Below are 25,344 nucleotides of genomic sequence, written 5' to 3'. Positions count from 1 at the left end.
GAAATGTGTGACGACATCGCGCATGAATCGGCGCGCGCGCACGGCCGCGTCGGACGCTCCGCATCGTGCGGAAAGGGACGGTTGAGCGCCGCGCTCGCATCGATTGCCCTGTGCATGCCAACCGGAGCGAACGCGCATGCGTGGAACATCCCGTACTACCTCCCGGTGCCGTTGTGGCTGTATGCGTATGCGGCGACGGGCACGCTGATCGTGTCTTTCATGATCCTCGCGTTTGCGTCGGGTGCGCGCGCCCCCGAGCCGGGACGGCAACCGGAAACCCGGGCGAAAGCGCTGCGAATTCCGGCGTCGCTCATGAACGCAGGACAAATCGCGAGCGCGGTATTCGTCGCGCTCCTCGTCGTTGCCGGCATCGCGGGAACCGCGAATCCGTTCCTGAATCCTGCGATGTCGGGTTTCTGGATCTGGTTCTATCTGGGTGCTTTGTATGTCAGCGCGATACTGGGCGACGTTTATGCGTTCACCAATCCGCTTGCGCTGCTGTTGCGGGCCGCCTCACGCTGTTTGCCCGTGCTGGAACGCGGGCGCTATCGCTATCCGCCACGCGTCGCTTCATGGCCCGCGTTGGGCGGCTACATCGCGCTCATTGCGCTGGAACTGTTCGGGGCGGGACGGCCGCGCGACGTCGGTCTGTTCCTCGTCGTGTATGTCTTGTATGCGCTGACCGGTGCGTTCTGCTTCGGTCGCGAGCGCTGGCTTGCCCACGGCGATACGTTCGGCGTGCTGTGCAGGCTATGCGCGAGGCTGTCGCCGCTGAAATGGCGTCGGGCAGCCCGCGGTCACGTGATCGTGGAATGGAGAAACCCGATTGCCGACATGTCGCGCGACGGGCTGGCGGATACCAGCATCGTCGCGATGCTGTCGTTCATGCTGTCGTCTACCGCTTACGACGGGTTGCGCGATACGGCTACGTGGAACGGGTTCTTCTGGCGCAGTATCTATCCACACGTCGTCGATCTGTTTCCGTCGCTTGGCGGGCACTACGCCTTTTCAGCGGAAATTCTGCTGACGTGGCAATGGCTGGCGTTCGCGACCATCGGCATCGCGTACTACCTGGTGTTCCTCGGCTGCTGCACCGCGGGCGCGACCTGTACGCGGTCGTCTTCGGGCGGGGCGTTTTTCTCGCGGCAGTTCTGCCTGATACTGCTGCCGATCGCGTTTTTCTATAACGTCCGTCATTACTTCACGCTGTTCTGGGATCAAGGGCGGCAGATCGTCCGGCTCGTGTCCGATCCGCTGGGGCTCGGGTGGAATCTACTGCCGATGGCCGCCGCGGCCGATGAAGTGTCTGCGACTCAGGCGCTCATCGACGTCGGATACATCTGGCATGCGCAGGTGCTGTTGATTCTCGCGGGGCACGTCGTGAGCGTGATGCTCACGCACGCGATTGCCGCCCGGAGCGGCAGTCGGGCAGGAAGGTCGACCGTCGGCCAGTTGCCGCTGCTGGTGCTGACGATCGCATTGACGATCACCGGCCTGTGGATTCTCTCGCTTCCGCTGGCGTAGCGGTGGCGGCGCGCGGCTTGAGTGCGGACGGCGACACACCCCATCGCTTGCGAAATGTCGCCGAAAAGTGGCTGGCCGACGAGAAGCCACAGTCGAGCGCGGCTTCCGTCACGTCGCATTCTCCTCGCTCGATCAGACGGCGGGCCGCTTGAAGGCGATTCTCGATGATGTACTGGTGCGGCGTCAGTCCGTTGGCCTTTCTGAAGCTCCGAATGAACGAATAGAGATCGCCCGGATAGCCGACGGCATCGGCCACCATCGTCAGCGTCAGGGGGCCGCGGAAATGGTCCCTGATGTATTCGCCGGCCTTGTGCATCATGCCGGCACGCGCATATTGCTTCGCCTGTGGCCGCGACTCCAGATGCAGCATACGGTGCAGCGCGGCGCATCCGAGCGCCTCCGCGTAGGTCGGCCCCTGCGGCATCCCCGCGACGGCATCTTCATGGAGGCTGCGGACGATTTGCGCGAGCAGGTCGTCGATTACGTCCATCCGGAGCGTTGCCGACGCAAACCACACGTCGCTTTGCAGTCCCGTCCGCGACAGCCATGACGGTTCGAAGTGGACGCTGATCCATTCGATTTCATCGGACCACCGGCCGGAAAACGAAAAGCCGGGCGGAACGTAAGCCAGCGGCCCGTGGATGCGGGCCCGTGTCCACCGGCCATCGGTCGTTCGCAGTTCGAGCGTCGCCGGCGCCCGCAGGTACATGGCCAGGATCGGGCCGGTCGTCTCCAGATCGACGATTTCCGTTGCGCCGGCGATGTAGTGCTCGATTGATACCGCGGCGAACGATGGTGCGACGGGCTGCCTTTTCCACTTGTGCGGCGGATGCCAGCTTACGCGGCTTCCGTTCGGCGCAAGCGCGCAGACGTCCCTCATGGCTGGCCGGCTGATCACGCGTTCTCCTTTCGTCCGATCTGGCGAGCGATTCATGACATGCGATTCGATGCCGCGACGGCTTCGTGCGAGCGAACCCACTGTAGGCCGCGATGCTTACTGGATACTTACCTGACGACGTGTGCGCGCCGGGCGGCGTGACCGCCCCGTAATGGCGGCTGCAGCGGCTTTTTGCCGCCACCGCTACGGACGGTCGACGGTACCCTGCAACGCCCGCAGCAGTTCTCCTGCCGCCTTGCCGAGCCCCGTATGCTTCGGCCTGCGCAAATACACCGGCAGTGGCAGCCCGTTGCGGATGTTCGCGAAGCGCAGCGGCACCAGTTCGCGCGCGGCGACATGCGCGCCGATCGCCGATTCCGGCAAGTTTGCCCACCCGTGCCCGGCCTTGACGAGCGCGATCGCGGTTGCCATGTCGGTCACTTTCCACGTGCGGTTGCCGATCACGGGGCGCACGTCGGTCAGCGGCCGGTCCGGATCGGCGATCACGATCTGCCGGAAGCCCGACAGCTGCTCGATCGCTTCCGGATGCGCGGCTTCGGCGATCAGCGGACGAGTCGGCGCGGCGACCGCGACGAGCGTCTCGGTCCACAGCGCGTGGATCTGTTCCTGCGGATGAAGATCGAGCCCGCCGTACGCGACGCACAGATCGACGGCGCCGCGATGCAGTGCATCGACGATCGCGTCCTGCGGCGCGGTGACGATGCTGACCGCTAGCGCTGGATATGTCGCGGAGACTGCCGCGAGCGCGCGTGCGACGGGCGCGCCGTCGACCTCCGCCGCGAGACCGAGCCGCAGCGTGTCCTCGACGCCTTCCGACAGATGCTGCGCATGCGCGCGCAGCGCGTGCAGCCGCTCGGCAATCGCGCGCGCATCGGGCAGCAGCGCGGCCATTGCGGCCGTTGGTGTCGGTTCGCGCGTGCCGCGGTCGAACAGCACGAGGTCGAGCTCGGCCTCGAGATTCGCGATCGCCATGCTGACCGCCGACGGCGTGCGCCCGAGCGCGCGCGCGGCCGCCGAGAACGAGCCCTTGTCGATGACGGTCAGCAGCATGTCGATATGGTCGCTGGTCAGCATGCAATGCCTCCTGTCAGAAAAATTGAAAGGACCTGACTTTTGCAGGCGGGGGACGCGCTGCTAGTCTCGCCACCTTGTTCGATTCGAAGGGAGCGATTCATGCAGGGCTGGAAGAGACGCGTCGTCTACGTGGTGATGTTCGAGGCGCTCGGGGTCCTGATCGCATCGACGGTGCTCGGCGCGTTGAGCGGCGCGAGCGTGGAGACGAGCGGTCTGCTCGGCGTCATGATCTCGACGACGGGCGTCACCGTCAATTTCGTCTACAACCTTGCGTTCGAGGCGTGGGAGCGGCGGCGCGCGGCGACGACGCGCACGGTCGGTCGCCGCGTCGTGCATGCGGTCGGATTCCAGGTCGCGCTCGTGACCTTCCTGATTCCGCTGATCGCGTGGTGGCTCGATGTATCGCTGCTCCAGGCGTTCCTGTTCGACGCCGTGCTGATCGTGTTCTTCCCGATCTTCACGTTCGTGTACAACTGGTCGTTCGATTGCGTGTTCGGCCTGCCGGATGCGGTGACGCGCAACGGCGAGCCGGCGGCTTGAAGCCGCGCGCTGCGTGTATGGCGAAACGGAGGCGTCGGCGATGCACGCCGGATGATGAAGACGCGACGCGGGCGGTCCCCGCGTCGTCCTTGGCGAGGATCACGGCAAGGCGGCCCCGAAGCCGCCCGACACGACGGCGCGCTTAAGCCGCGACGAACTCGTGCACGAAGCGGTTGAACACGGCCGGGCTTGCCGCGTTCATCCCGTGCGACGCGCCGGCGACGGTCTGCCGTTGCGCGTTGGGGATCCATTGCGACAGCGCCTCGACGTTGTTGCGGAACATCTTCGGGCTGCGCTGGCCGTCGATCAGCAGCGTGCGGCAGGCGATATCGCCCGCGGTGCTCGCCGAATACGCGGGCAGCGGATCGCGCAGCTGCTTCGGCAGCGTGCTTGCGTTGTCGATCGCCATCGCGCGGAAGCGCGGCGTGCTCTTCTTCCACGCACCGGGCAGGCTCACCGAATCGACGAACATTTCGAGGCCCGCCTCGACGCTGCCGCTGCCGATCAGCTCCACCGCCTTCGCCCGTAGCGCCATGGCGGCCGCCGGCAGCTTCGCCTCTTCTCGCACGCCGTCGCGCTGCAGCGGGCCGCCCGGATCGGCAAGCGTCAGCGATTCGACGAGGTGCGGATGCTGGCGCGCGACGTTGAACGCGACGCTGCCGCCGCGCGAGTGGCCGACGAGATGCACGGGGCCGAGATCGAGTGCGTCGATGAATTCGGCAAGCTCGTCGACGTGGTTCTGCCAGCCGAACTCGTCCTGGATGCCGGCTTCGACGGCCGGCCAGTAGTGGCTGAGGCTCGGCGCAATGCAGCGATAGTGGGCCGACAGCGCGGCGAGCTGCGGATCCCAGTAGCGGTAATCGCACAGCGAACCATGAACGAACACCATCGGCGCGCCGCTGCCCCGCTCGACATACGGCAGGCTGATGCCCGACGAAAGCGTCGCAAATTGCAGGTCGGGGTTCGCGAGCACCGAAGGCTCGATTCGCATGTTCATGACTGAAAGACTCGAAGGTGCGTCAACACGACGCAACTATGCCTCAGGGCGAGCTGCAAGCAAAACGCATAATTTTCATCGTGACGATCAATTTTATTGATGGATCGGGCGCAAAGCCTTGTCGGAACAAGAGGGTAGGCGATCGGCTTACGGCCATCGGCGTGCCGACGTTCAGCCGGTCCATGAAGGTGTCGACCCGGTGCCTGGCCGCGACGGTGACAGTGCGGATCGAGATATCCAGTCATATCGAGATATACAGGCGAGCAGCGGCGTTACGATTGCGGCTTTCCGCGGGGGCAGTCAGACCTACGGTCCGGGCTTCGTCCCGGCGAGAACGAGAACTCGATATCGGAGCTGGCTGAACCGCCACAGATTTTGTTTTGGGAAGTAAGATGAAGCGTATGGCTTGCGCCCTTCTAGGCTTCGTATGGGGACTTCTCGTGACGGGGGCATCGTTCTATGTTTTCAACCGCCAGGACTGGGCCAAGCCGTCACGCCCGGCAGTCGGTTGCGGCGAGTCCTGCGCATCTCACGGTGGCTTGGTCGCGACGATGCTCTTCATTCTTCTATGGCCATCGATCGCGTGTGCAGTGCTCAATGCTATTGCCTACAGACGTTGGTCATTACGCAAATGGTGCATCGCGTTCGTCGTCGTGACCCTGTTGGCAATTCTGTTTCATCTCGCCACCTACGTGACCTGATCGATCAGTCGCACCGATAACGGATGAAATACCCCCGCGATCGTTATGCCGGGTTTCGCATGAATCACCGCACCGCCAACACCGGCGCCGTCTTCACCTCGACCGGCAGATCGTTGTCGGCCGCGAACTGCATCGCGAAGTCGAACGCATCCACGCACACGGCGCGCAATTCGCCCGACACGAACAGGCATTTGACGCCGCCGTCGACGACCGGCATCGCCAGCCGCGACAGCGCACCCGGATAACCGGGCCGCCGTTCGCCGACGAACAGCGTGATGACGCCCGCGAGGCGCTCGGGCCAGTCGCTCGGTCGGAAGGTTTTCCGCGCGTGCGTGATGCCGCGGATCAGGTAGCCGTCGATGCGGCCGTGCTCGGTGATGTCGATGCGATCCATGCCGGTGCGTGTCCTCGTTCGCGTCATTCGCCGCCGTCAGGCGCCGTGTCGCCGCGCGCGGGAATCCGCAGGTGGCGCAGCTTGTGATACAGCGTTTTCTTCGGCATCCCGAGCGCGATGCTCGCGTCCGCGACGTTCCCGTGGTGACGCCTCAGCATGTCCTCGATCAGCATCCGCTCGAAATACGCGAGCTGTTCGGCGAGCGTGCCGCTCGTCGGGCGCGGGCCGTCGCCCGACAGCAGGCTGTCGCCGGTCAGCCCGAGCACGAAGCGATCCGCGACGTTCTGCAGCTCGCGTACATTGCCGGGCCACGCATGTGTCATCAGTTCGGACACCTGCGCGGCGGTGACGACCGGCGCCGGCTGGCCGAAGCGCCGCGCGGCCGCGAGCACGAAATGCTCGAACAGCAGCGGCACGTCCTCGCGGCGCTCGCGCAGCGGCGGCAATTCGATCTGCGCGACGTTCAGCCGGTACAGCAGATCCGCACGAAAACGTCCGTCAGCCGCGAGTTCGGCGAGATCGGCCTTCGACGCGGCGATCACGCGGCAGTCGACCGGAATCAGCTCGTTCGCGCCGAGCCGCTCGACCACGCGTTCCTGCAGCACGCGCAGCATCTTGATCTGTAGCGGAATCGGCATCGTCTCGATCTCGTCGAGAAACAGCGTGCCGCCCTGCGCCCATTCGATCTTGCCGATCCGCTTCTTGATCGCGCCGGTAAACGCGCCGGCCTCGTGGCCGAACAGCTCGCTCTCGAAGATCTGCTCGGGCAGCCCGCCGCAGTTCAGCGCGACGAAATGCGCATCGCGCCGGCCACCGAAATCGTGCAGGCTGCGCGCGATCAGCTCCTTGCCGGTGCCGGTCTCGCCGGTGATCAGCACCGACACCGACGTATCGGCGAGGCGCAGGATCTTCTTGCGTACGTCGGCCATCGCGGGCGACTTGCCGAGCACGAGCGCTTCGATTCCCTGCCAGTTGTTCAGTACCGCGCGCAGCCCCTGCACCTCGAGCGTGAGGCGGCGCTTCTCGACCGCGCGCGCGACGCGGCCCGCGATCAGGTCCGACGAAAACGGCTTCTCGATGAAGTCGTACGCGCCGTCGTGCATCGCGCCGACCGCCGTCGAGATGTCGGCGTGACCGCTGATCAGCACGACGGGAATCTGCGCATCGACGGCCATCACGCGTTCGAGCAGCTGCAGCCCGTCGATGCCGGGCATCCGCACGTCCGACACGATCACGACCGGCGCGCCGGGCGCGACCTGCGCAAGCGCGTCGGCCGCCGACGCGAACGCCTGCACCGGAAACCCGGCCAGCGCGACGGCCTGCTCGACGCCGATCCGGACGTTTTCATCGTCCTCGACGACCAGCACGCGGATTTCATCTTCCATGTTCTGTCCTTTGCGGCGTGGCCGCCGCGAATTCGATGGTGAACTGCGCACCGCCGCCGTCACGATTCGTCGCGGCGATCTTCGCGCCGAATCCTTCGACGATCCGCGACGTGATCGCTAGCCCGAGTCCGAGGCCCTGGCCGCGCGGCTTCGTCGTGACGAACGGCTCGAACAGGTGCGGCAGCACGTCGGGTGCGATGCCGGCGCCGGAATCCGTCACGCTGAAGCGTACGCGCCCGTGCGCGTCCGGGGCGTCGGCGGCAATGGCGATGCGGCGCACCGGCGCATCGTGAACGGCATCGAGAGCGTTGCCGAGCAGGTTCACGATCACCTGCTGCAGCTGGCTCGATTCGGCTGACACCGTCGTGCCGGCCGGAATGTTCACGTCGAGCTGAACGCCTTCGTCGCGCAGCCGCGCATCGTAGATCAGCCGCGCATGCGCGACGGCTTCGTTCAGCGACACCGCGACGCGCTCGACGTCGGGCTTGCGCGCGAACGTCTTCAGTTCGCCGGTGAGCACCGCCATCCCGTCGACGAGCTTGCCGATCCGCTCGAGATTCGCGAACGCTTGCGCCGGCTGATTGCGCTCGAAGAACGTGCGCGCGTTGTCGCACAGCGTGCGGATCGCGACGAGCGGCTGGTTCAGTTCGTGCGTGAGGCCGGCCGCCATCTGCCCGAGCACGGCGAGCTTGCCGGCGTGCACGACTTCCTGCTGCGAATCGCGTAGCCGCTGCTCGGTGCGCTCGCGCTCGACGATCTCGCGCTGCATCCGCTCGTTCGCCTCGGTGAGCGCCGCGGTGCGCTGCGCGACGGTCAGCTCGAGCCGATCGTTCGCGCGGCGCAGCGCGTCCTGCGCGTTCAGTCGCGCGGCGATCGCCCGGCGCCGCTGGATTGCATACCCGACCAGCAGTGCGACGATCAGGAACGCACCCGTCACGAACACGAACGCCGTCTGCTGCTGGCGGCGCGCGCCGGCGGTGTCGAGCAGCACCATCAGCGAATCGCCGGCCTGCGGCGCGGGACGCGACATCACGAGGTAGCGCACGGTGCGCCCCGCGCGATGCGGATCGGGAAGCGTGCCGAACCACGCCGCCGCGCTGTGCTCGCCGATGCGGCGGTACGGCAGCGCGTCGACGGTGCGGCCCGCATACTGGCGCGACGCCTGGATATCGCGCTGCTGCTGCGCGGTGATCGGGCGCAGTGCCGTGAATTTCCATGCGGGTTCGGTCGAGATCACGACGACGCCGTTGCCGTCGACGACCATCGCCGCGACACCGGGCGCGCGCCACGCGGATTCGAGCGGATCGACGCTGATTTTCGCGGCCGCGACGCCGATCGGCGTACCGCCGTCGCGCACCGCGCTCGCGAAATAGACGCCCGGCACGCCGGTGTTCGTGCCGATCCCGAAGAAGCGGCCGCTGCCGCGCGCGAGCGCATCCTTGAAATACGGCCGGTACGACACGTTCGTGCCGACGAAGCTGACCGGCTCGTTCCAGTTGCTCGCGGCGATCACGTCGCCGCGCAGATCGATTACGTCGACCGCGCCGCTGCCTGCGTCGCGGTTCACGGCTTCGAGATAGACGTCGACCGGATGCAGCAGGTCGCGCGCCTGTTGCGGCGACGCCTTCAGCAACGCACGCACGCTGTCCTGCCGCGCGACCAGTGCGGGCAGGATCTCGAAGCGGCCGAGTTCGCTCTTCAGGCTCGATGCGTAGAGGTCGAGCCGATGCGCGCCGGCTTCCTCGAGCGCGTCGATCGCGCGTTCCCACGCGAAATCGACGACCGCGCCCGCGACGCCGACATACAGCACGGCCGCCGACGCCCAGCCCCACCACGGGATTCCCTTGAAGCTCTTCTGCACGTTCGCCCTCATCGAAGCCCGCAATCGGTTGCCGCAGCGGCCGTCCAATTGGCCGTCCAACTGGCCGTCCAACCGGCCGTCCAACTGGCCGTCCTCAACGACACGCGCCGCGCGCCGGTCGGCCCGGCGGCGGCGCGTGCGACGCGGCGTGCGCGACGATGCGCGCGGCCGTGCGTCATCCGAAGTGCGCGAGCAGGATCAGCGTGACCGTGACGACGATCGCGCCGCCGATGCGGGTGGCGATCTGCGCGAACGGCATCAGCTGCATCCGGTTCGCGGCGGTCAGGATCGCGACGTCGCCGGTGCCGCCTTGCCCGCTGTGGCAGGCGTTCACGATTGCGGTGTCGATAGGGTACATCTTCAACAGGCGGCCGACCACGAAACCGGTGCCCATCAGCGTCGCGACGGTCGCGACGATCGTCACGACGTTGACGAGCGTGAACGCGGCGGTCAGCTTGTCCCACGGCGTCATCGCGACGCCGATCGCGAACAGCAGCGGATACGTGACGGCAGTCGAGAAGAACTTGTAGACGACGAACGCGCCTTCCTGGAGCGGCGGCGACACGGCGCGCGCGAGCTTCACGAGCACCGCGAGGAACAGCATCGCGACCGGCGCCGGCAAGCCGAACAGCTTGTGCGCCATCAGCCCGACGAGGTACAGCGTGATCGCCGTGATGCCGGCGCCCGCGATATGCGTCACGTCGACGAGGCCGCGCTTTTCCTCGTGTTCCGGCGTCATGTCGCCGGTTTCGCCGACCTGCAGGCGGCCGTTGCCGGTCAGATGCGGCAGGCGCTTGCCGAGCATGTCGAGCGCGCCCGACAGAATGATCGCGGTGAGGCTGCCGAGCATCACCGACGGCAGCACCATCGCGAACATCTCGCCTTGCGGCAGATGCAGGATTTCCGAATAGCCGATCGACAGCGGGATCGCGCCTTCGCCGACGCCGCCCGCCATGATCGGCACGACGATGTACAGCAGCGTGTGGCGCGCGCCGAGGCCGAGCGCGGTACCGACCGCCGTGCCGACGATCGCCGCGGCGACCGAGCCGAGCGCGAGCGGCACGAAGATCTTCAGGAAGCCCTGGATCAGCACGCGGCGATCCATGCTCAGGATGCTGCCGACGATGATCGATGCGATGAACAGGTACAGGAAGTTCGTCGACTTCGTGAATTCGACGGTCAGGTTCAGTACCGGCTTCGGCAGCACGTGATAGTAGGTGAGCGCCGACGGCACGAAGGTCGCGAAGATCGCGGCCGCGCCGATATTGCGCAGCAGCGGCAGACGCTTGCCGAGTTCCGCACAGGTGAAGCCGAAGAACGCGAGCACCGCGATCGCCATCGAGATTTCGCCGGGCACCTTGCCCGTCACCGCAAAGCCGACGATCAGCGCGAACAGGATGAGGTAGACCGGCAGCGGAATGATGCCGATGCGGATTTCCATCAGCTTCCACCAGCCTTCGGGCCAGAAGCGCGTGCGCGCGGCCGAACCGGCGTCGACGACCGATTCCGGATGGGACGGGGTAGGGATTGAGGTCTGCAAGACGTGTCTCCTGATGTTGGCATGCCGACGCCGGTGCGCGGCATCGTGTGCGCTCTATTACGCAACCGCCGTGCCAGGATTGCGTCGCTCGATGCGCACATAACGCATTGATTTAAAAGGCGTTAGTTTCATCTGCAGAAAGCCGCCTCGAAGGGCCGTTCCGAGATTTCGGAAAACGCGCCGGCGGCAGGCCGAGATTTCGGCCAGGTGCGCCGCCGCCCGCGCCGCACGCCGGTTCGCGCGCCATATCGCCGGATGCGATTTTCTTCGCACAATCGCTTCGTAGACCGCCCCCGTGCCGCTCTCTATCATCGGCTGATCCTTTTCCGATACCGCGACTGTCCGGAGAACGCCTGCGCGTTCGCCGCGGCGTCGCGCATTCGTCGATTCCTCGTTGCACAGGAGAGTGGTTCCCATGCCGCATGCCGTTTTGTCCGTCCGCTTCGTCGCTGCGCGGGTCGCGCGCACCGCCCGGCTGTTCGCGACTGCGCTGTTCGCCGCGTCGCTCGGCATCGCGCTGCCGAACGGCGCGCACGCCGATTCCGCGCCGCTGAAGGTCGGCATCGCGACGAGTCCGCAGATCGATGCGCTGAAGGTCGCCGCGAAGGAGGCGAAGGCGCAGGGTCTCGACGTGAAGATCATCGAATTCACCGACTGGAATACGCCGAACGCGGCACTCGCGAACAAGGACATCGACGTCAACTACTTCCAGCACATCCCGTTTCTCGAGAACGCGAAGAAGCAGGGCGGCTACGACTTCGTCGCGATCGCGCCCGGCACGATCATGAAGATCGGCCTCTATTCGAAGAAGGTGAAAAGCTTCGGCGAGCTCAAGGACGGCGCGAAGGTCGCGATCGCGAACGATCCGGTCAACGGCGGCCGCGGCTTGCTGCTGCTGCAGCGCGCGGGGCTCATCACGCTGAAACCGGGCGTCGACTATCGCGCGACCACGCGCGACATCGTCGCGAACCCGAAGCATCTGAAGATCGTGCAGCTCGAGGCGTCGCAGCTCGCGCGTTCGCTCGACGACGTCGATCTCGCGCAGGGCTATCCGAGCTTCATCAAGCTTGCCGGCACGACGGACCCGAACAGCGCGCTGCTGTTCGACGGCACCGAGAACAAGAACTTCGCGATTCAGTGGGTCGTGCGCCCCGACAGCGTCAACGATCCGCGCATCCGCAAGTTCATCGCGATCTACCAGCATTCGCCGGCGGTGCGCAAGGCGCTCGATAACGCGTTCGGCTCGCTGTACGCGGTCGCATGGTGACGGAGGCGCATATGGCGAATCGCAAGAAGATCCTGCTCAACGCGTTCAACATGAACTGCGTCGGGCACATCAATCACGGGCTGTGGACGCATCCGCGCGACCGCTCCGCGCATTACACCGATCTCGACTACTGGACCGATCTCGCGAAGACGCTCGAGCGCGGCAAGTTCGACGGCATCTTTCTCGCGGACATCGTCGGCGTGTACGACGTGTTCGGCGGCGGCCCCGAGGTCGCGCTGCGTGAATCGGTGCAGGTGCCGGTCAACGATCCGCTGCTGCTCGTGCCGGCGATGGCGCAGGTCACGCGGCATCTCGGCTTCGGCGTGACCGCGAATCTCACGTACGAGCCGCCGTATCTGTTCGCGCGCCGGATGTCGACGCTCGATCATCTGACCAAAGGCCGCATCGGCTGGAACATCGTGACCGGTTATCTCGACAGCGCCGCGCGCGGGATGGGGCTGGCGCGACAGATCGGCCACGACGACCGCTACGAGCGCGCGGACGACTATATGGACGTCGTCTACAAGCTGTGGGAGCAGAGCTGGGACGACGACGCGGTGATTCGCGACGCGCGCGCACGCGTGTTCGCGCGGCCCGACAAGGTGCGGCGCGTGAAGCACGACGGGCCGTTCTATTCGATCGATGCGATCCACCTGAGCGAGCCGTCGCCGCAGCGCACGCCGGTGCTCTATCAGGCCGGATCGTCCGCGCGCGGCGTCGAGTTCGCAGGCCGTCATGCGGAGTGCGTGTTCGTCAACGGCCAGAGCAAGGCCGCGGCGCGCGCGGCGGCGCTCGACATTCGCGCGGCGGCCGCGCGGCAGGGCCGCGATCCGGCATCGATCCGCATCTTCGCGGGCGTGAGCGTCGTCACGGCCGAGACCGAACGGCTCGCGCGCGAGAAGTTCGACGAGTACCGGCGCTATGCGAGCCCGGAAGCGGGACTCGCGCATTTCGCGAGCTCGACCGGCATCGACTTCGCGAAGTACGGCCTCGACGAGCCGATCTCGTATGTGAAGACCGACTCGATCCAGTCGGCCGTCGACGCGATCTCGCGCAAGAGCACGAGCGGCGCGTGGACCGTGCGCCGCATGCTCGAGCAGATGTCGCTCGGCGGCCGCTATGCGCCGATCGTCGGTTCGCCGTCGCAGGTCGCCGACGAGCTGCAGTCGTGGATCGACGAGACCGGCATCGACGGCTTCAACCTGACGCGCACGGTGATGCCTGAATCGTTCGAGGATTTCGTCGACTGGGTCGTGCCCGAGCTGCAGAACCGCGGCGTCTACAAGGAAGACTACGATCCCGCGCCGACGCTGCGCCAAAAGCTGTTCGGCGCGGGCGCGCGGCTGCCGGCGTGGCATACGGGCGCGCAGCACCGGCCGGCCGCCGCGCGCGAATCCGCGCATGCATGACGATTACGGGAGCAAGCGATGACGCATTGGTTCGATACGCTGGGATTCATCGATGCAGCGGCCGCGCAGGCCGGCGCGCACGCCCAGGCGCGCGTGCAGTCGGCTGAGGCGACGAGCGGCGCGGCCGTCTCGCTCGAGCACGTCGGCAAGGTATTTGCATCGCCGCGCGGGCAGGCCGCCGCGCTGCGTGACGTGACGCTCGACGTACGGCGCGGCGAGGTGTTCGGCATCATCGGCCGCAGCGGCGCCGGCAAATCGACGCTGCTGCGGCTGATGAACGGGCTCGAGCGCCCGAGTTCGGGGCGCGTGCGCGTGCAGGGCGTCGACGTCGGCACGCTCGACGAGGACGGCCTCGTCGCGCTGCGCCGCCGGACCGGGATGGTGTTTCAGCACTTCAACCTGCTGTCCGCGAAGACGGTATTCGAGAACGTCGCGCTGCCGCTGAAGATCGCCGGCGTGCCGAAGGCCGAGCGCACGCGCAAGGCCGAAGCGCTGCTCGAACTGGTCGGGCTTGCCGCGAAGCGCGACGCCTATCCGGCGAGCCTGTCGGGCGGCCAGAAGCAGCGCGTCGGCATTGCGCGCGCGCTGGTGCACGACCCCGAGGTGCTGCTGTGCGACGAAGCGACGTCGGCGCTCGATCCCGAAACCACGCAGTCGATTCTCGCGCTGCTGGCGGACATCAACCGCCGCCTCGGGCTGACGATCGTGCTGATCACGCATGAAATGGAGGTGATCCGCGCGGTGTGCGACACGGTCGCGGTGATCGAGCAGGGCGAAGTCGTCGAGACGGGCCCGGTATGGCGCGTGTTCGGCAATCCGCAGCACGGCGCGACGCGCGCGCTGCTCAGCACGCTCGTGCACGACCTGCCGGCCGAACTCGCGGCGCGCGTGCAGCCGCTGCACGACGAGGCCGCGCTGCCCGACGGCGCGCAGATCGTGCTCGACGTCCGCTATACGGGCGAGAGCGGCGGCGAGCCTGACGTCGGCGCGCTCGCGGCGGCGCTCGGTGGTTCCGTGCGGTTCCTGCACGGCGGCATCGAACGCATCCAGGGCCATGCGCAAGGCCGTCTCGTGATCGCGGCAGCGCCGCCGCGCGCGGACGATGCGGGCGTCGCGCCCGTGCGCGGCGCGGTCGCCGCGCTGCTCGAACGCGCGCGCCGGCATGCGAATCACGCGGAGGTGCTCGGCTATGTTTGAACTGTGGTGGCCCGAACTGCTCGACGCGATCCGCGACACGCTGTCGATGGTCGCCGCGTCGGCCGCGATCGCTGCGCTGCTCGGCATTCCGCTCGCGGTGGTCCTCGTGACGACCGCGCCGGGTGGCATCTACGAACGGCGCGGCGTCAACGCCGTACTCGGCGCGCTCGTAAACGTGTTCCGCTCGACGCCGTTCATCATCCTGCTGGTTGCGCTGCTGCCGTTTACGCGCGTGCTGATCGGCACGACGATCGGCGTGTGGGCGGCCGTCGTACCGCTGTCGATCGCCGCGATTCCGTTCTTCGCGCGGATCGCCGAAGTGAGCCTGCGCGAAGTCGATCGCGGGCTCATCGAAGCCGCGCTCGCGATGGGCGCGAAGCGGCGTCACATCGTGTGGCACGTGCTGTTGCCCGAAGCGCTGCCCGGCATGCTCGGCGGCTTCACGATCACCGTCGTCGCGTTGATCGGTTCGACCGCGATGGCCGGCGCCGTCGGCGCGGGCGGGCTCGGCGATCTGGCGATCCGCTACGGCTACCAGCGTTTCGACACCGCCGTGATGGCGACCGTGATCGTGATCCTGATCGCGCTCGTCTCGGCCGTGCAATTCACGGGCGACCGCCTGGTCCGACGCGTGACCCGGCGCGCTTGAACGGCGCCGCGCGCGCCTGCCCGCTTCATCAACGATCCTGAGAGACCGAATCATCATGACTTTGCCCATCGGCGCACCGCGCGAATGGAACGGACAATTCGAGGAAGCGCTATTCGTCGACGTCGCGCGACGTCATCGTCCCGACTTCCCGGACAAGCTCGCGGCGCCGCCGCGCGAACCGCGCACGGCGGACGAAGTGGCCGCCGTCGCCGACTACTACACGAAGATGGCGTCGCACGACCTGTTCATCGTGCAGGTCGTCGCGAAGGCGATCGATACGCTGTTTCGCGACGATCCGCACTTTCAACTGATCCTGTCGCGCCAGCTCGGCGACGACGGCGCGCATGCAGCGATCGGCCGCGAACGCGTGACCGAGCTGACCGGTCGCGATCCGCTGCCGGACGTCGACCGGCTCGTCGCCGCGCACTGGGCGCGCATCGGCGATCTCGCGGTGCGCGACCTCGCCGGCTTTCTCGCCTTCGAATGGCATTACGAGCTGCACATCCTCGCGAAGCTGTGGATTCAGCGCAAGACCGGCCGCATCGCGGACGGCGCGATGCGCGAGCACGGCGAGAACCGGATCCGGCCGGACGAGGAATGGCATCGCGTACAGATCGTCAACTGGTGGTTCGCGACGCTGGCCGCGCTGCCTGCGGCGGAGCGCGATGCGCTGATCGATCGCGTGATCGCGGCCGACGAACAGATGCAGGCGCGCCTCGACGGCTATCTGCACGACGAATACGCGCACACCGCGCACGTGTTCGGCGCCGATATCGCCGACTACCGCGCGATCTACGACGACTGGCGGCGCGAAATGCTGTCGCGGCTGACGGGCCGTCGTCTCGACGCGCTCGTGCCGTTGTCGCGCGATAGCGTCGGTCAGGAACACGATCGGGAAGTCGTCGCATGAACGATCCACGCGGCCCGGCGACGCTTGCGCGCGACGACGATTCGTCCGTGCTCGACCGCGATGCGCTCGCGCGCACGATCGACGCATTGCGCGACACGGCGGCCGTACGCGACCGCGCGGGCGGGCATGCGGCGCGCGAGAAGCAGTGGCTCGCCGACGCCGGCTTGCTGACGCTCGCGGTGCCGCGCGCATTCGGCGGGCGCGGCGCCGAGTGGCCGGCGATCTACGATGCGATTCGGCAGATCGCGCGCGTCGACAGCGCGCTCGCGCATCTGGTCGGGTTCCAGTGCCTGCAGGTCGTCAGCATCGACGTGTGGGGCAACGCCGCGCAGCGCGAACGCTATCTGCGCGGCACGGTCGAGCATCGCTGGTGGTGGGGCAATGCCGTCAATCCGCTCGACACGCGGCTCGTCGCGACCGCGACGCCCGACGGCGGCTACCGGCTCGACGGCGTGAAAGGGTTTTGCTCGGGCACGCGCGGCTCGCAGCGGATGACGGTGTCCGCGCACGATCGCGACACCGGGCGCACCGTGTTCGGCGTCGTGCCGACCGATCGCGACGGCATCACCGTCAACGACGATTGGGATCCGATCGGCCAGCGTCAGACCGACAGCGGCAGCGTGCGTTTCGACGCGGTGACGCTCGCGCCCGACGAAGTGCTGCACCGCTCCGAGTCGCCGCCGACGCCGCGTGCGACGCTGCGCACGCTGGTGTCGCAGCTCGTGCTGACGAACCTGTTCGTCGGGCTCGCCGAAGGCGCGCTCGAGGCCGCACGCGATTACGTGCTGCAGCATGGGCGGCCGTGGATTCACGCGGACGTCGCGCATGCGAGCGACGATCCGTATACGCTGCAGCGTTTCGGCGACATGCGCGTGCAGGCAGTGGCTGCGGCATCGCTTGCCGACCGCGCGGCACGTGCGCTGCAGCATGCATGGGTGCAGCACGACACGCTGAGTGCCGATGCGCGTGCGGAAGTCGCGCTCGCCGTATCGGAAGCGAAGATCGTCGCGCAGCGTGCGGCGCTCGCGAACGGCGAAGCGTTGTTCGACGCATGCGGCGCCCGCGCGACGGGCGCGTCGCTCGCGCTCGACCGCTTCTGGCGCAACGCGCGTACGCATACGCTGCACGATCCGCTCGACTATCGGCTGCGGGACGTCGGCCGGTTCGCGCTGACGGGCACGCTGCCGCAGGCGTCGCTCTATACGTGACGACACGATCGACGCCGTCGCGCGCGCGTCAGGTCGCGGGCAAAGCGTCGGCCAGCGCGCGCATCGCGTCGGCCGTCTGCGCATTCGCCGGGAAAAACGCCTCGATTGCCAGTTCCGACAGCGTCACGTCGACCGGCGTACCGAACACGGTCGTCGTGCTGAAGAACGTCAGTTCGCCGGCCGCGGTGCGCAGGCGCAGCGGCACCGCGATATCGGCATAGTCGGTGCGCGTGTGCGTCTCGTCGGGCTGGCCGGGCGGCGCCGGATACGCGGCGAGTTCGTCGCGCAGCGTATGCAGCGTGCGGTCGCCGCTCGCGTCGATCTGCCGTTGCAGGCGATGCAGGATGTGCGCGCGCCATTCCTGCCAATTGACGATCTGCGACGCGAGACCATCCGGATGAAGACTCAGCCGCAGGACATTGACGGGCGGCTGCAGCAATGCCGGATCGGCCTGCGCGACCAGCGCGCCGAGCATGCGGTTCGCGGCCAGCAGCGTCCAGTGACGATCGACCGCGAGCGCCGGATACGGCTCGTGACCGCGCAGCACCGCTTCGACCGCATGGCGTGCGGCGTCGAGCTGCGGATCGGAGAACGGCCGTTCGCGAAACAGCGGCGCGTAGCCGGCCGCGACGAGCAGCGCGTTGCGTTCGCGCAGCGGCACGTCGAGACGCTCGGCCAGATGCAGCACCATCTCGCGGCTCGGCTGCGCGCGGCCCGATTCGACGAAGCTCAGATGGCGCGCGGACACGTCGGCTTCGAGCGCGAGCGCCATCTGGCTCAGGCGGCGCCGTTGGCGCCACGTACGCAGCAGCGGGCCGACGCCGGACGCACGGCCGGCGGACGAGGGGATCGAATGGAAGGCGGCGGTCGGGTTCATGCACCGGATGATAAGCAATCCGGTGCGCGGCGGGCATTACCTGCGAGGTAAGCGTCGCGGTGCACGGCAGGCGGTTCGGTGCGTGGCGTGCGGGCGACGGCCGAGCGATGATTTTGCGCCGGCGGGCCGGCGAGCCCGCCGCCTGGCGCGACGCGCGCTCAGCCCGCCCGATGGCGCAACTCGACGCGCCGGATGTCCTTCACGATCACGAGATAGCTGAACACGGTGACGAGCGCGTTCAGGCCGACGAACACGAGCGCGCCGTTGAACGAGCCGCTCGCGCCGACGAGGTAGCCGATCGCGATCGGTGCCACGATGCCGGCCGTGTTGCCGAACATGTTGAACAGGCTGCCCGACAGGCCGATCGCCTCTTTCGGCGCGGTATCCGCGACCACCGCCCAGCCGAGCGAGCCGATCCCCTTGCCGAAGAACGACACGGCCATCAGCACGATCACGAGCGCTTCGCTGTCGACGTAGTTGCAGCCGATGATCGCCATCGACAGCAGCATCCCGCCGACGATCGGGATCTTGCGCGCGAGCGTCAGCGACACGCCGCGGCGGATCAGCGCGTCCGACAGCATCCCGCCGAGCACGCCGCCGAGGAAGCCGCAGATCGCCGGCAGCGACGTCATGAAGCCGGCCTTCAGCAGCGACATCCCGCGTGCCTGCACGAGGTAGATCGGAAACCACGTGAGGAAGAAGTAGGTCAGCACGTTCACGCAGTACTGACCGATATAGACACCGATCAGCATCCGGTTCGACAGCAGCTGGCGCACGTAGTACCAGCCGGCGACGCGCGAGCCTTCGGTGCGCGTGCCGTCGCGGCGCGCGGCCGCGCGTACGACGCCGCCGCCCTGCTCGATATGCTCGAGCTCCGCGCGGTTCACGGCCGGATGGTCGGCCGGGTCCTTCACGACGCGCAGCCACAGCAGCGCGAGCGCGATGCCGGCGAGGCCGAGCCACAGATAGACATGATGCCAGCCGTACGCGTGCGTGAGCCACGCCATCAGCGGCGAGAACACGACCGCCGCGAAATACTGCGCGGCGTTGAAGATTGCCGACGCGGTGCCGCGCTCGGCGGTCGGGAACCAGCTCGCGACGACCTTCGCGTTCGCCGGAAACGCGGGCGCCTCCGCGATGCCGACCGCGAAGCGCATCGCGAACAGCGCGACGACGGCGAATGCCGCGCTGCCGCCGAGGCCGATCGTGCTCTGCAGCAGCGTGAACGCCGACCACAGGAAGATGCTTGCCGCATACACGCGCCGCGCGCCGAACCGGTCGAGCAGCCAGCCGCTCGGCAATTGCGCGAGCACGTACGCCCAGCTGAACGCGGAGAAGATATAGCCCATCGTCACCGGATCGATGCCGAACGCCTGGCGGATCGGCGTGCCGGTGATCGACAGCGTCGCGCGGTCCGCATAGTTCAGCGTCGTGACGACGAACAGCATCGCCAGGATCCAGTAGCGCACCGCGGTTCGGCGTTCGGTGCGCGCGAGGTCGATCGGGAGGTCGCGAGAGCGAGTCTGATTCGTCACTTTAAATGTACGTCGTCATATGACATGGTGAGCAGTGTAGGGGCCGCATGCTGGCGTGCAAAGTTCGGGTTTCCCCTTGGTTATCCGACTGCTAGTCATCGTATCTCCGTGGTGCGCGTCATGCGATCGCGTGCGGCCCGCCTTTCGCAGGCCGGCTTCGGACGACAAGGAAAGCACGCCTACGTCGGCAGACATCGTATCTGTTGCGCTACAATGTTCGATCCCACCGAACCCACGGAGCACACCCATGCAACTGACAGGAGAGATGCTGATCGGCGCCGACGCGGTGACCGGCTCGGCCGGCACCTTGTACGCATTCGACCCGTCGAAGGACGCGCCGATCGATGTGCCGGCCTTCGGCATCGCGACGCAGGCCGACGTCGATCGCGCGTGCGAACTCGCGCGCGGCGCGTTCGACGCCTATCGCGCGCAGCCGCTCGCGGCGCGCGCGGCGTTTCTCGAGGCGATCGCCGACGAGATCGTCGCGCTCGGCGACGCGCTGATCGAGCGCGCCCACGCGGAAACGGGGCTGCCTGCCGCGCGGCTGCAGGGCGAACGCGCGCGCACCGTCGGCCAACTTCGTCTGTTTGCGCGCGTCGTGCGCGACGGCCGCTTTCTCGCCGCGTCGATCGATCCCGCGCAGCCGACGCGCACGCCGCTGCCGCGCTCGGACCTGCGGCTGCAGAAGATTCCGCTCGGCCCCGTCGCGGTGTTCGGCGCGAGCAATTTCCCGCTCGCGTTTTCGGTCGCGGGCGGCGACACCGCGTCGGCGCTGGCGGCCGGCTGCCCGGTGATCGTGAAGGGACACGAGGCACACCTCGGCACGTCGGAACTCGTCGGCCGCGCGATCCGCGCGGCGGTCGAGAAGTGCGGGATGCCGGCCGGCGTGTTTTCGCTGCTGGTCGGGCCGGGCCGCGTGGTCGGCACGGCGCTCGTCAACCATCCGGCGATTCAGGCGGTTGGCTTCACCGGCTCGCGGCAAGGCGGCATGGCGCTCGTGCAGCTCGCGAACGCGCGGCCGCAGCCGATTCCCGTCTACGCGGAAATGAGCAGCATCAACCCCGTCGTGCTGTTCCCGGCCGCGCTTGCCGCGCGCGGCGACGCGATCGCGACCGGCTTCGTCGAATCGCTGACGCTCGGCGTCGGCCAGTTCTGTACGAACCCGGGCCTCGTGCTCGCGATCGACGGCCCCGAGCTCGATCGCTTCGAGGCGGCCGCCGCGCAGGCGCTCGCGAAGAAGCCGGCCGGCGTGATGCTGACGCGCGGCATCGCGGACGCGTATCGCAACGGCCGCGGCACGCTCGCCGAACTGCCGGGCGTGCGCGAGATCGGCGCGGGCGAACCGGCGCAGACCGAATGCCAGGCGGGCGGCGCGCTGTACGAAGTCGGCGCGCAGGCATTCCTGTCGGAGCCGGCGTTCGGTCACGAGGTGTTCGGGCCGTCGTCGCTGATCGTGCGTTGCCGCGACTTCGACGAGGTCGCGCGCGTGCTCGACGCGCTCGAAGGCCAGCTCACGGCCACGCTGCAGATGGACGCCGACGACAAGCCGCTCGCGCGCCGTCTGCTGCCGATCCTCGAACGCAAGGCCGGTCGTCTGCTCGTGAACGGTTTCCCGACCGGCGTCGAGGTGTGCGACGCGATGGTGCACGGCGGCCCGTTCCCGGCGACGTCGAACGCGGCGTTCACGTCGGTCGGCGCGACCGCGATCGACCGCTTCCTGCGGCCGGTGTGCTATCAGGACTTCCCGGACGATCTGCTGCCCGAAGCGCTGCAGCAGGACAATCCGCTTTCGATTCCGCGGCTGCGGGACGGGAAGGCGGAGTGATGTGCTGAACGCGTCGTTTCGGTGGGCGGTCGGCCGCCGGAATGACGGCGGGAAATGAGGAGGCGGAATCGGCCCGGCGGTCGGTTCCGCTTTTTTATCGTCGAGAGCGGCGCGTTGCGCGAGTTCGGCGGGGTGGCCGTCGTTGGCCGTACGGCGATTGGCGGCCAGCCGATTTCCCAGCGACAACGGCACGTTCGCAAACTGTACGACGCGTCGCCGATCATCCGATTCCGCGAACCGCTTCAGCCGATCACGGCTCGGCGAACCTTGTGCAAAGCATCGCCGAGCGCATCCAGCGACAGCGAACCGAGCGCCAAGCGAAGGGCATGACGCGTATTCGGCGTGGTCGAGAACGGCTCGGCCGTGGTCACGAGTACACCGTCACGTTCGAGATCGGCCGCGACGCGATCGGCGCGCAGGTCGTCGGGCAATTCGAGCCACACGTAGTAGGAGTTCGGGTGCGCGACGATTGCGCCGCCGCGCAGGATGCGGCGCGCGAGCGACTGTCTGCGCCGCGCATCTTTGCGCTTTCGCTCCTCGAGCGTGTCGACCATCCCGCTTTCGATCCACTGGCACGCCAGTGCAACGGTGAGCGACGGCGTGTTCCATGTCGATACGCGGATCGCGCGCTCGAGTGGCGGTATCAGGCGCGCCGGCGCCGCAACGAAGCCCACCCTCAATCCCGATGCGACGCTTTTCGACAGCCCCGATACGTAGACCGTCCGCTCGGGCGCATACGTGAAAACCGGCTTCGGCGCGGGCTCGGCGAGGAACGCGTAGGCGCCGTCCTCGATGACGAGAAAGTCGTGACGTTCGGCGAGTTCGGCGAGGCGAATCCGGTCCGGTTCGCTCATCACCCAGCCGAGCGGATTGTGCAGCGTGGGCATCGTATAGAGTGCGCGCACGGGGCGTCGCCGGCAGAGTGCGTCGAGCCGATCCAGATCCGGGCCGCCGCCCACGCATGACGGCAGCGGCGCGAGGTCGAGCCGGTGCAGTTGCGCCAGCGCTTTCATGCCGGGGTAGGTCAGCGCGTCGATGGCCAGAATGTCGCCGGGCTGCAGTAGCGCCATGACTGTCACGGCGAGCCCCTGCTGCGCGCCGTTGACGATCAGCACCTGTTCGCCGGGCACGCGGATGTCGCGATTGCGTAAATGTTTGGCGACGGTTTGCCGTTCGTGCCTGCGTCCGCCTTGCGGCGCGGAATGCAGCAGTGCATCGAGATCGCCCGACGCGGCGAGTGTGCGCAACCCCGTGCGGAGCAACTCGACCTGCCCGGGCAGCGACGGATAGTTGAAGGTCAGATCGATCGTTCCGGAGCACGCCGGATTTTGCTCGAGCCCGAGTCCGCGCGGCAACGACGTATCGCGCACGAAGGTGCCTCTTCCCACTTCGCCGACTACGAGCCCCATCGCTTCGAGTTCGCCGTACACGCGCGACGCGGTCGCCAGCGCGACGCCGTGCTGCTTCATCAGTGCGCGGATCGTGGGGAGCTGCGTGCCGGGCGGCAGCGTGCCTGCCCGTATGTGGCCGACCAGATCGTCGACGATGGATTTGTATCGAGGTTCGGCCATCGATGTATCTAGAACAATTTTTTGTTTGTATCGCCTGCAGAGATTACGCTGGGATCTCCACTCACGCAAACGGCCGCCAGCATGATCGACACCTCGACCTTATTGATCTTCTCCGGCGCGGTGATGGCGCTGCTTTTGTCTCCGGGGCCGAACATGGCGTTCGTGATGGCGCACGGCATGGCCTACGGGCTCGGCGGCGGCGCGGCTGCGGCGCTCGGTATCGGCGTCGCCGACCTGATCCTCACGCTGCTGACGGCGACCGGCGTGACGGCGATGGTCGCCGCCTGGCCGCCGTCGTTCGACGTGATCCGCTATGCCGGTGCGGCTTATCTGCTGTGGATGGCCTACAAGGCTATGCGTCGACCGGGTGAGCTGGGCCAGGTCGCCGCTTCCCAGGCGACGCTGCGCTCGGTGTTAGTGCGTGCGATGCTCAACAGCCTGCTGAATCCGAAGGCGCTGCTGTTCTTCATGGTTTTTCTGCCGCAGTTCGCGGATCCCGGCAAAGGCGCGGTGGGCCACCAGTTGATCGTGCTCGGTTGTGTGCTGACGGCGATCAGTACGGTGTTTCACACGCTGCTCGGCAGTGTCGGCGGTTCGGTGCGCCGCTTTCTGTGCCGCCATGCGCGCGCGGCGAAACTGCAGTCTCGCGGATTGGCGGCGTTGCTCGTGCTGCTGGCCGTGCGGCTGGCCGTGATGTCTCGTCCCGTCTGAGCGGTAGACGGCGTGTCGTACTCGCAACGTATGGAGAATCCTCGATGTACATCGCAGCGTTCATCTACAAGCCCGGTGAAGTCGACGAGGAGTTCCACCGGCTGAGCGCCATCATCGATGGCATCGCGGCGAGTTTGCCGGGCTTCGTCGGCGCGGAATCCTGGCGATCGGCCGACGGGCGGCTCGTGAATGCCAGCTACTACTGGCGTGACGAAGCGTCGCTGAAGGCATTTGCGTCCGCGCCGCAGCATCTCGATGCGAAACGACAATTCCGCAAGTGGTACGGCGGGTATCACGTCGTCATTTCGAAGGTTGAGCGGGCGTATGGAGACGGGACGGTCGAGCACTTTGTGCAGGACTCGCGGAGGTTGGGAGGGCGGTGATGGGTGGGGGCGGCGCCGTCGTTGAGGCGCCGCGTTCATCCTCGGGGTGCGCACTTTGGAAGAGGGGCGGCTGCGTGATGCGGGGCAAACGGACAGGTTGGACAACCGATGTTTGCGCGCGATCTGGCGAGCGGCCGGGGAAAGCCAGCGCAGCTAGCGTTTCGGGAGTTGACGCTGGTGGCTTTCGACCAAAAGTGAACGTTCGCAATCTGATCATGGGAGACCGCAACGGATCCGTAACGGGCCATTCGATGTTGCCTCGCCGGTCCGCCGTAACAGCAGCAGCGCGTGCCGGCGCGTTAGTGATTGCGCATCAGTTCCACCACGAAGTCCAGAAAAGCGCGGGTCTTTGCCGGCACGTGGTGCCGGGATGCGTAGTAGACGTATAACGGATACCGTTCGTCTACCCATTCGGGAAAGAGATTGATCAACCGCCCGTCGGCAATCAGGGGCTCGGCACCGAGCAGCAACATCTGCGCAATCCCGGAACCGGCGAGACATGCGTTAAGCAGAGCGCCCGGGTCGTTGACCGTGAGTCGTCCCTGAGTGTTCACCACAATGCGTTTTCGTTTGCGATGGAATTCCCACTGGAACGGCTTGCCAGTCTCCGGGTTTCGAAATTCGAGGCATCTGTGGCGTCGACCTTCCAGGTCCTCGGGTTTTGCCGGCCGTCCCCAACGTGCAACGTACGACGGTGCTGCAACTGTCGCGATGCGGGAGTCGAGCAGCTTTCTCGCGATTAGGGTAGAGGCTTTCGGTTCGCCGAATCTAACGGCGAGGTCGAAGCCGTCCATGACGAGGTCGCCAAGACTGTCCCGCGCGATGAACTCGATTTCGAGTTCCGGGTGTGTGTCCATGAGGGGGTGTCAGGATTTCCGTGTTCAAGGC

Annotated in this window: 23 protein-coding genes and 1 pseudogene; 12 read left to right on the top strand and 12 right to left on the bottom strand. The window is 67.1% G+C overall.

The window, feature by feature from the left end; all coding sequences use genetic code 11:
• The first annotated feature begins 3 nt into the window (after positions 1 to 3).
• Complete coding sequence (locus tag HMPREF3115_RS27790) at positions 4 to 1,524, top strand: hypothetical protein (RefSeq protein WP_070556986.1); 1,521 nt, start codon at positions 4 to 6, stop codon at positions 1,522 to 1,524.
• Here HMPREF3115_RS27790 and HMPREF3115_RS27785 read toward each other — a convergent pair.
• Together HMPREF3115_RS27785 and HMPREF3115_RS27780 are read right to left on the bottom strand one after the other, a co-directional pair.
• Positions 1,487 to 2,458 carry a helix-turn-helix transcriptional regulator gene (locus HMPREF3115_RS27785; RefSeq protein ID WP_223852683.1) on the bottom strand — a complete coding sequence of 324 codons (972 nt, stop codon included), beginning with the start codon at positions 2,456 to 2,458 and terminating at the stop codon, positions 1,487 to 1,489. The two genes, HMPREF3115_RS27790 and HMPREF3115_RS27785, sit on opposite strands and share 38 nt — an antisense overlap.
• 147 nt (positions 2,459 to 2,605) lie before the next feature.
• Positions 2,606 to 3,496: a LysR family transcriptional regulator gene (locus tag HMPREF3115_RS27780; protein WP_070556984.1), complete on the bottom strand. Its 891-nt coding sequence runs from the start codon at positions 3,494 to 3,496 to the stop codon at positions 2,606 to 2,608.
• Between the two features lie 99 nt (positions 3,497 to 3,595).
• On the opposite strand from HMPREF3115_RS27780, the gene HMPREF3115_RS27775 reads away from it, so the two are divergent.
• Entirely contained in the window at positions 3,596 to 4,036 is a 441-nt protein-coding gene (locus HMPREF3115_RS27775; protein WP_059937175.1) for a PACE efflux transporter, read from the top strand.
• Positions 4,037 to 4,178: 142 nt separating this feature from the next.
• Here HMPREF3115_RS27775 and HMPREF3115_RS27770 read toward each other — a convergent pair whose 3' ends face one another.
• Entirely contained in the window at positions 4,179 to 5,033 is an 855-nt protein-coding gene (locus tag HMPREF3115_RS27770) for an alpha/beta fold hydrolase (RefSeq protein ID WP_006411195.1), read from the bottom strand.
• Between the two features lie 392 nt (positions 5,034 to 5,425).
• Here HMPREF3115_RS27770 and HMPREF3115_RS30530 point away from each other — a divergent pair, with 392 nt between their 5' ends.
• Positions 5,426 to 5,734, top strand: coding sequence for a hypothetical protein (locus HMPREF3115_RS30530; protein WP_081068820.1), 309 nt, complete (start codon positions 5,426 to 5,428; stop codon positions 5,732 to 5,734).
• A 64-nt stretch (positions 5,735 to 5,798) separates the two neighbouring features.
• On the opposite strand, the gene HMPREF3115_RS27765 is transcribed toward HMPREF3115_RS30530, so the two are convergent.
• The 5 genes from HMPREF3115_RS27765 to HMPREF3115_RS32935 all read right to left on the bottom strand — a co-directional run bounded on the left by HMPREF3115_RS27765 (position 5,799) and on the right by HMPREF3115_RS32935 (position 11,331).
• Complete coding sequence (locus HMPREF3115_RS27765; protein ID WP_006411194.1) at positions 5,799 to 6,128, bottom strand: DUF3579 domain-containing protein; 330 nt, start codon at positions 6,126 to 6,128, stop codon at positions 5,799 to 5,801.
• Positions 6,129 to 6,151: 23 nt separating this feature from the next.
• Positions 6,152 to 7,513: a sigma-54-dependent transcriptional regulator gene (locus HMPREF3115_RS27760; RefSeq protein ID WP_059937173.1), complete on the bottom strand. Its 1,362-nt coding sequence runs from the start codon at positions 7,511 to 7,513 to the stop codon at positions 6,152 to 6,154.
• On the bottom strand, positions 7,503 to 9,386 hold the full coding sequence (locus tag HMPREF3115_RS27755) for a sensor histidine kinase (protein ID WP_006406854.1): 1,884 nt from the start codon (positions 9,384 to 9,386) through the stop codon (positions 7,503 to 7,505). The genes HMPREF3115_RS27760 and HMPREF3115_RS27755 overlap by 11 nt, the downstream gene beginning before the upstream one ends.
• A 163-nt stretch (positions 9,387 to 9,549) precedes the next feature.
• Positions 9,550 to 10,914, bottom strand: coding sequence for a 2-hydroxycarboxylate transporter family protein (locus HMPREF3115_RS27750; RefSeq protein WP_070556982.1), 1,365 nt, complete (start codon positions 10,912 to 10,914; stop codon positions 9,550 to 9,552).
• Between the two features lie 57 nt (positions 10,915 to 10,971).
• Positions 10,972 to 11,331 carry a hypothetical protein gene (locus tag HMPREF3115_RS32935; RefSeq protein ID WP_175685117.1) on the bottom strand — a complete coding sequence of 120 codons (360 nt, stop codon included), beginning with the start codon at positions 11,329 to 11,331 and terminating at the stop codon, positions 10,972 to 10,974.
• Between HMPREF3115_RS32935 and HMPREF3115_RS27745 the strand changes: the two genes are divergently transcribed.
• From HMPREF3115_RS27745 to HMPREF3115_RS27720, 6 genes are read left to right on the top strand one after another with little or no spacing between them, the layout of a single operon-like run.
• Positions 11,330 to 12,181 (top strand): MetQ/NlpA family ABC transporter substrate-binding protein, encoded by an 852-nt coding sequence (locus HMPREF3115_RS27745; protein ID WP_006410923.1) that lies wholly within the window; start codon positions 11,330 to 11,332, stop codon positions 12,179 to 12,181. The two genes, HMPREF3115_RS32935 and HMPREF3115_RS27745, sit on opposite strands and share 2 nt — an antisense overlap.
• 11 nt (positions 12,182 to 12,192) lie before the next feature.
• Positions 12,193 to 13,590: an LLM class flavin-dependent oxidoreductase gene (locus HMPREF3115_RS27740; protein ID WP_070557009.1), complete on the top strand. Its 1,398-nt coding sequence runs from the start codon at positions 12,193 to 12,195 to the stop codon at positions 13,588 to 13,590.
• Between the two features lie 18 nt (positions 13,591 to 13,608).
• Complete coding sequence (locus tag HMPREF3115_RS27735; RefSeq protein ID WP_070556981.1) at positions 13,609 to 14,787, top strand: methionine ABC transporter ATP-binding protein; 1,179 nt, start codon at positions 13,609 to 13,611, stop codon at positions 14,785 to 14,787.
• Positions 14,780 to 15,436 carry a methionine ABC transporter permease gene (locus tag HMPREF3115_RS27730; protein ID WP_070556979.1) on the top strand — a complete coding sequence of 219 codons (657 nt, stop codon included), beginning with the start codon at positions 14,780 to 14,782 and terminating at the stop codon, positions 15,434 to 15,436. The genes HMPREF3115_RS27735 and HMPREF3115_RS27730 overlap by 8 nt, the downstream gene beginning before the upstream one ends.
• 55 nt (positions 15,437 to 15,491) lie before the next feature.
• Positions 15,492 to 16,346 (top strand): hypothetical protein, encoded by an 855-nt coding sequence (locus HMPREF3115_RS27725; RefSeq protein WP_070556977.1) that lies wholly within the window; start codon positions 15,492 to 15,494, stop codon positions 16,344 to 16,346.
• On the top strand, positions 16,343 to 17,554 hold the full coding sequence (locus HMPREF3115_RS27720) for an acyl-CoA dehydrogenase family protein (RefSeq protein WP_070556975.1): 1,212 nt from the start codon (positions 16,343 to 16,345) through the stop codon (positions 17,552 to 17,554). The genes HMPREF3115_RS27725 and HMPREF3115_RS27720 overlap by 4 nt, the downstream gene beginning before the upstream one ends.
• Before the next feature lie 28 nt (positions 17,555 to 17,582).
• On the opposite strand, the gene HMPREF3115_RS27715 is transcribed toward HMPREF3115_RS27720, so the two are convergent.
• Complete coding sequence (locus tag HMPREF3115_RS27715) at positions 17,583 to 18,431, bottom strand: helix-turn-helix domain-containing protein (RefSeq protein ID WP_070556973.1); 849 nt, start codon at positions 18,429 to 18,431, stop codon at positions 17,583 to 17,585.
• A 158-nt stretch (positions 18,432 to 18,589) separates the two neighbouring features.
• On the bottom strand, positions 18,590 to 19,966 hold the full coding sequence (locus HMPREF3115_RS27710) for an MFS transporter (RefSeq protein WP_006406865.1): 1,377 nt from the start codon (positions 19,964 to 19,966) through the stop codon (positions 18,590 to 18,592).
• 247 nt (positions 19,967 to 20,213) lie between these two features.
• Here HMPREF3115_RS27710 and HMPREF3115_RS27705 point away from each other — a divergent pair, with 247 nt between their 5' ends.
• The gene (locus HMPREF3115_RS27705) at positions 20,214 to 21,791 is read left to right on the top strand and encodes an aldehyde dehydrogenase (NADP(+)) (protein ID WP_006406866.1); all 1,578 of its coding nucleotides are present in this window, start codon (positions 20,214 to 20,216) and stop codon (positions 21,789 to 21,791) included.
• Between the two features lie 242 nt (positions 21,792 to 22,033).
• On the opposite strand, the gene HMPREF3115_RS27700 is transcribed toward HMPREF3115_RS27705, so the two are convergent.
• Entirely contained in the window at positions 22,034 to 23,362 is a 1,329-nt protein-coding gene (locus HMPREF3115_RS27700; protein WP_070556971.1) for an aminotransferase-like domain-containing protein, read from the bottom strand.
• Between the two features lie 81 nt (positions 23,363 to 23,443).
• On the opposite strand from HMPREF3115_RS27700, the gene HMPREF3115_RS27695 reads away from it, so the two are divergent.
• Positions 23,444 to 24,073 carry a LysE family translocator gene (locus tag HMPREF3115_RS27695; protein ID WP_070556969.1) on the top strand — a complete coding sequence of 210 codons (630 nt, stop codon included), beginning with the start codon at positions 23,444 to 23,446 and terminating at the stop codon, positions 24,071 to 24,073.
• Positions 24,074 to 24,117: 44 nt separating this feature from the next.
• The gene (locus HMPREF3115_RS27690; protein WP_006410924.1) at positions 24,118 to 24,456 is read left to right on the top strand and encodes an antibiotic biosynthesis monooxygenase family protein; all 339 of its coding nucleotides are present in this window, start codon (positions 24,118 to 24,120) and stop codon (positions 24,454 to 24,456) included.
• A 299-nt stretch (positions 24,457 to 24,755) separates the two neighbouring features.
• Here the strand turns inward: HMPREF3115_RS27690 and HMPREF3115_RS27685 are convergent.
• Positions 24,756 to 25,313: pseudogene (locus HMPREF3115_RS27685) on the bottom strand (substrate binding domain-containing protein); the annotation flags it as partial.
• Positions 25,314 to 25,344: the final 31 nt, after the last annotated feature.

It is taken from the genome of Burkholderia sp. HMSC10F09 (genome assembly GCF_001806955.1).
GTDB classification, from domain to species: Bacteria; Pseudomonadota; Gammaproteobacteria; order Burkholderiales; family Burkholderiaceae; genus Burkholderia; species Burkholderia multivorans.
Note: the sequence above shows the minus strand (reverse complement) of the source record. Positions and strands in the feature narration are given on the sequence as shown.

Excerpts from the sequence above, each read along its gene's own strand:
- HMPREF3115_RS27790 (WP_070556986.1), top strand. The coding sequence starts at position 4 with ATGTGTGACGACATCGCGCATGAATCGGCGCGCGCGCACGGCCGCGTC.
- HMPREF3115_RS27785 (WP_223852683.1), bottom strand. The coding sequence starts at position 2,458 with ATGAATCGCTCGCCAGATCGGACGAAAGGAGAACGCGTGATCAGCCGG.
- HMPREF3115_RS27780 (WP_070556984.1), bottom strand. The coding sequence starts at position 3,496 with ATGCTGACCAGCGACCATATCGACATGCTGCTGACCGTCATCGACAAG.
- HMPREF3115_RS27775 (WP_059937175.1), top strand. The coding sequence starts at position 3,596 with ATGCAGGGCTGGAAGAGACGCGTCGTCTACGTGGTGATGTTCGAGGCG.
- HMPREF3115_RS27770 (WP_006411195.1), bottom strand. The coding sequence starts at position 5,033 with ATGAACATGCGAATCGAGCCTTCGGTGCTCGCGAACCCCGACCTGCAA.
- HMPREF3115_RS30530 (WP_081068820.1), top strand. The coding sequence starts at position 5,426 with ATGAAGCGTATGGCTTGCGCCCTTCTAGGCTTCGTATGGGGACTTCTC.
- HMPREF3115_RS27765 (WP_006411194.1), bottom strand. The coding sequence starts at position 6,128 with ATGGATCGCATCGACATCACCGAGCACGGCCGCATCGACGGCTACCTG.
- HMPREF3115_RS27760 (WP_059937173.1), bottom strand. The coding sequence starts at position 7,513 with ATGGAAGATGAAATCCGCGTGCTGGTCGTCGAGGACGATGAAAACGTC.
- HMPREF3115_RS27755 (WP_006406854.1), bottom strand. The coding sequence starts at position 9,386 with ATGAGGGCGAACGTGCAGAAGAGCTTCAAGGGAATCCCGTGGTGGGGC.
- HMPREF3115_RS27745 (WP_006410923.1), top strand. The coding sequence starts at position 11,330 with ATGCCGCATGCCGTTTTGTCCGTCCGCTTCGTCGCTGCGCGGGTCGCG.
- HMPREF3115_RS32935 (WP_175685117.1), bottom strand. The coding sequence starts at position 11,331 with ATGGGAACCACTCTCCTGTGCAACGAGGAATCGACGAATGCGCGACGC.
- HMPREF3115_RS27740 (WP_070557009.1), top strand. The coding sequence starts at position 12,193 with ATGGCGAATCGCAAGAAGATCCTGCTCAACGCGTTCAACATGAACTGC.
- HMPREF3115_RS27735 (WP_070556981.1), top strand. The coding sequence starts at position 13,609 with ATGACGCATTGGTTCGATACGCTGGGATTCATCGATGCAGCGGCCGCG.
- HMPREF3115_RS27730 (WP_070556979.1), top strand. The coding sequence starts at position 14,780 with ATGTTTGAACTGTGGTGGCCCGAACTGCTCGACGCGATCCGCGACACG.
- HMPREF3115_RS27725 (WP_070556977.1), top strand. The coding sequence starts at position 15,492 with ATGACTTTGCCCATCGGCGCACCGCGCGAATGGAACGGACAATTCGAG.
- HMPREF3115_RS27720 (WP_070556975.1), top strand. The coding sequence starts at position 16,343 with ATGAACGATCCACGCGGCCCGGCGACGCTTGCGCGCGACGACGATTCG.
- HMPREF3115_RS27715 (WP_070556973.1), bottom strand. The coding sequence starts at position 18,431 with ATGAACCCGACCGCCGCCTTCCATTCGATCCCCTCGTCCGCCGGCCGT.
- HMPREF3115_RS27705 (WP_006406866.1), top strand. The coding sequence starts at position 20,214 with ATGCAACTGACAGGAGAGATGCTGATCGGCGCCGACGCGGTGACCGGC.
- HMPREF3115_RS27700 (WP_070556971.1), bottom strand. The coding sequence starts at position 23,362 with ATGGCCGAACCTCGATACAAATCCATCGTCGACGATCTGGTCGGCCAC.
- HMPREF3115_RS27695 (WP_070556969.1), top strand. The coding sequence starts at position 23,444 with ATGATCGACACCTCGACCTTATTGATCTTCTCCGGCGCGGTGATGGCG.
- HMPREF3115_RS27690 (WP_006410924.1), top strand. The coding sequence starts at position 24,118 with ATGTACATCGCAGCGTTCATCTACAAGCCCGGTGAAGTCGACGAGGAG.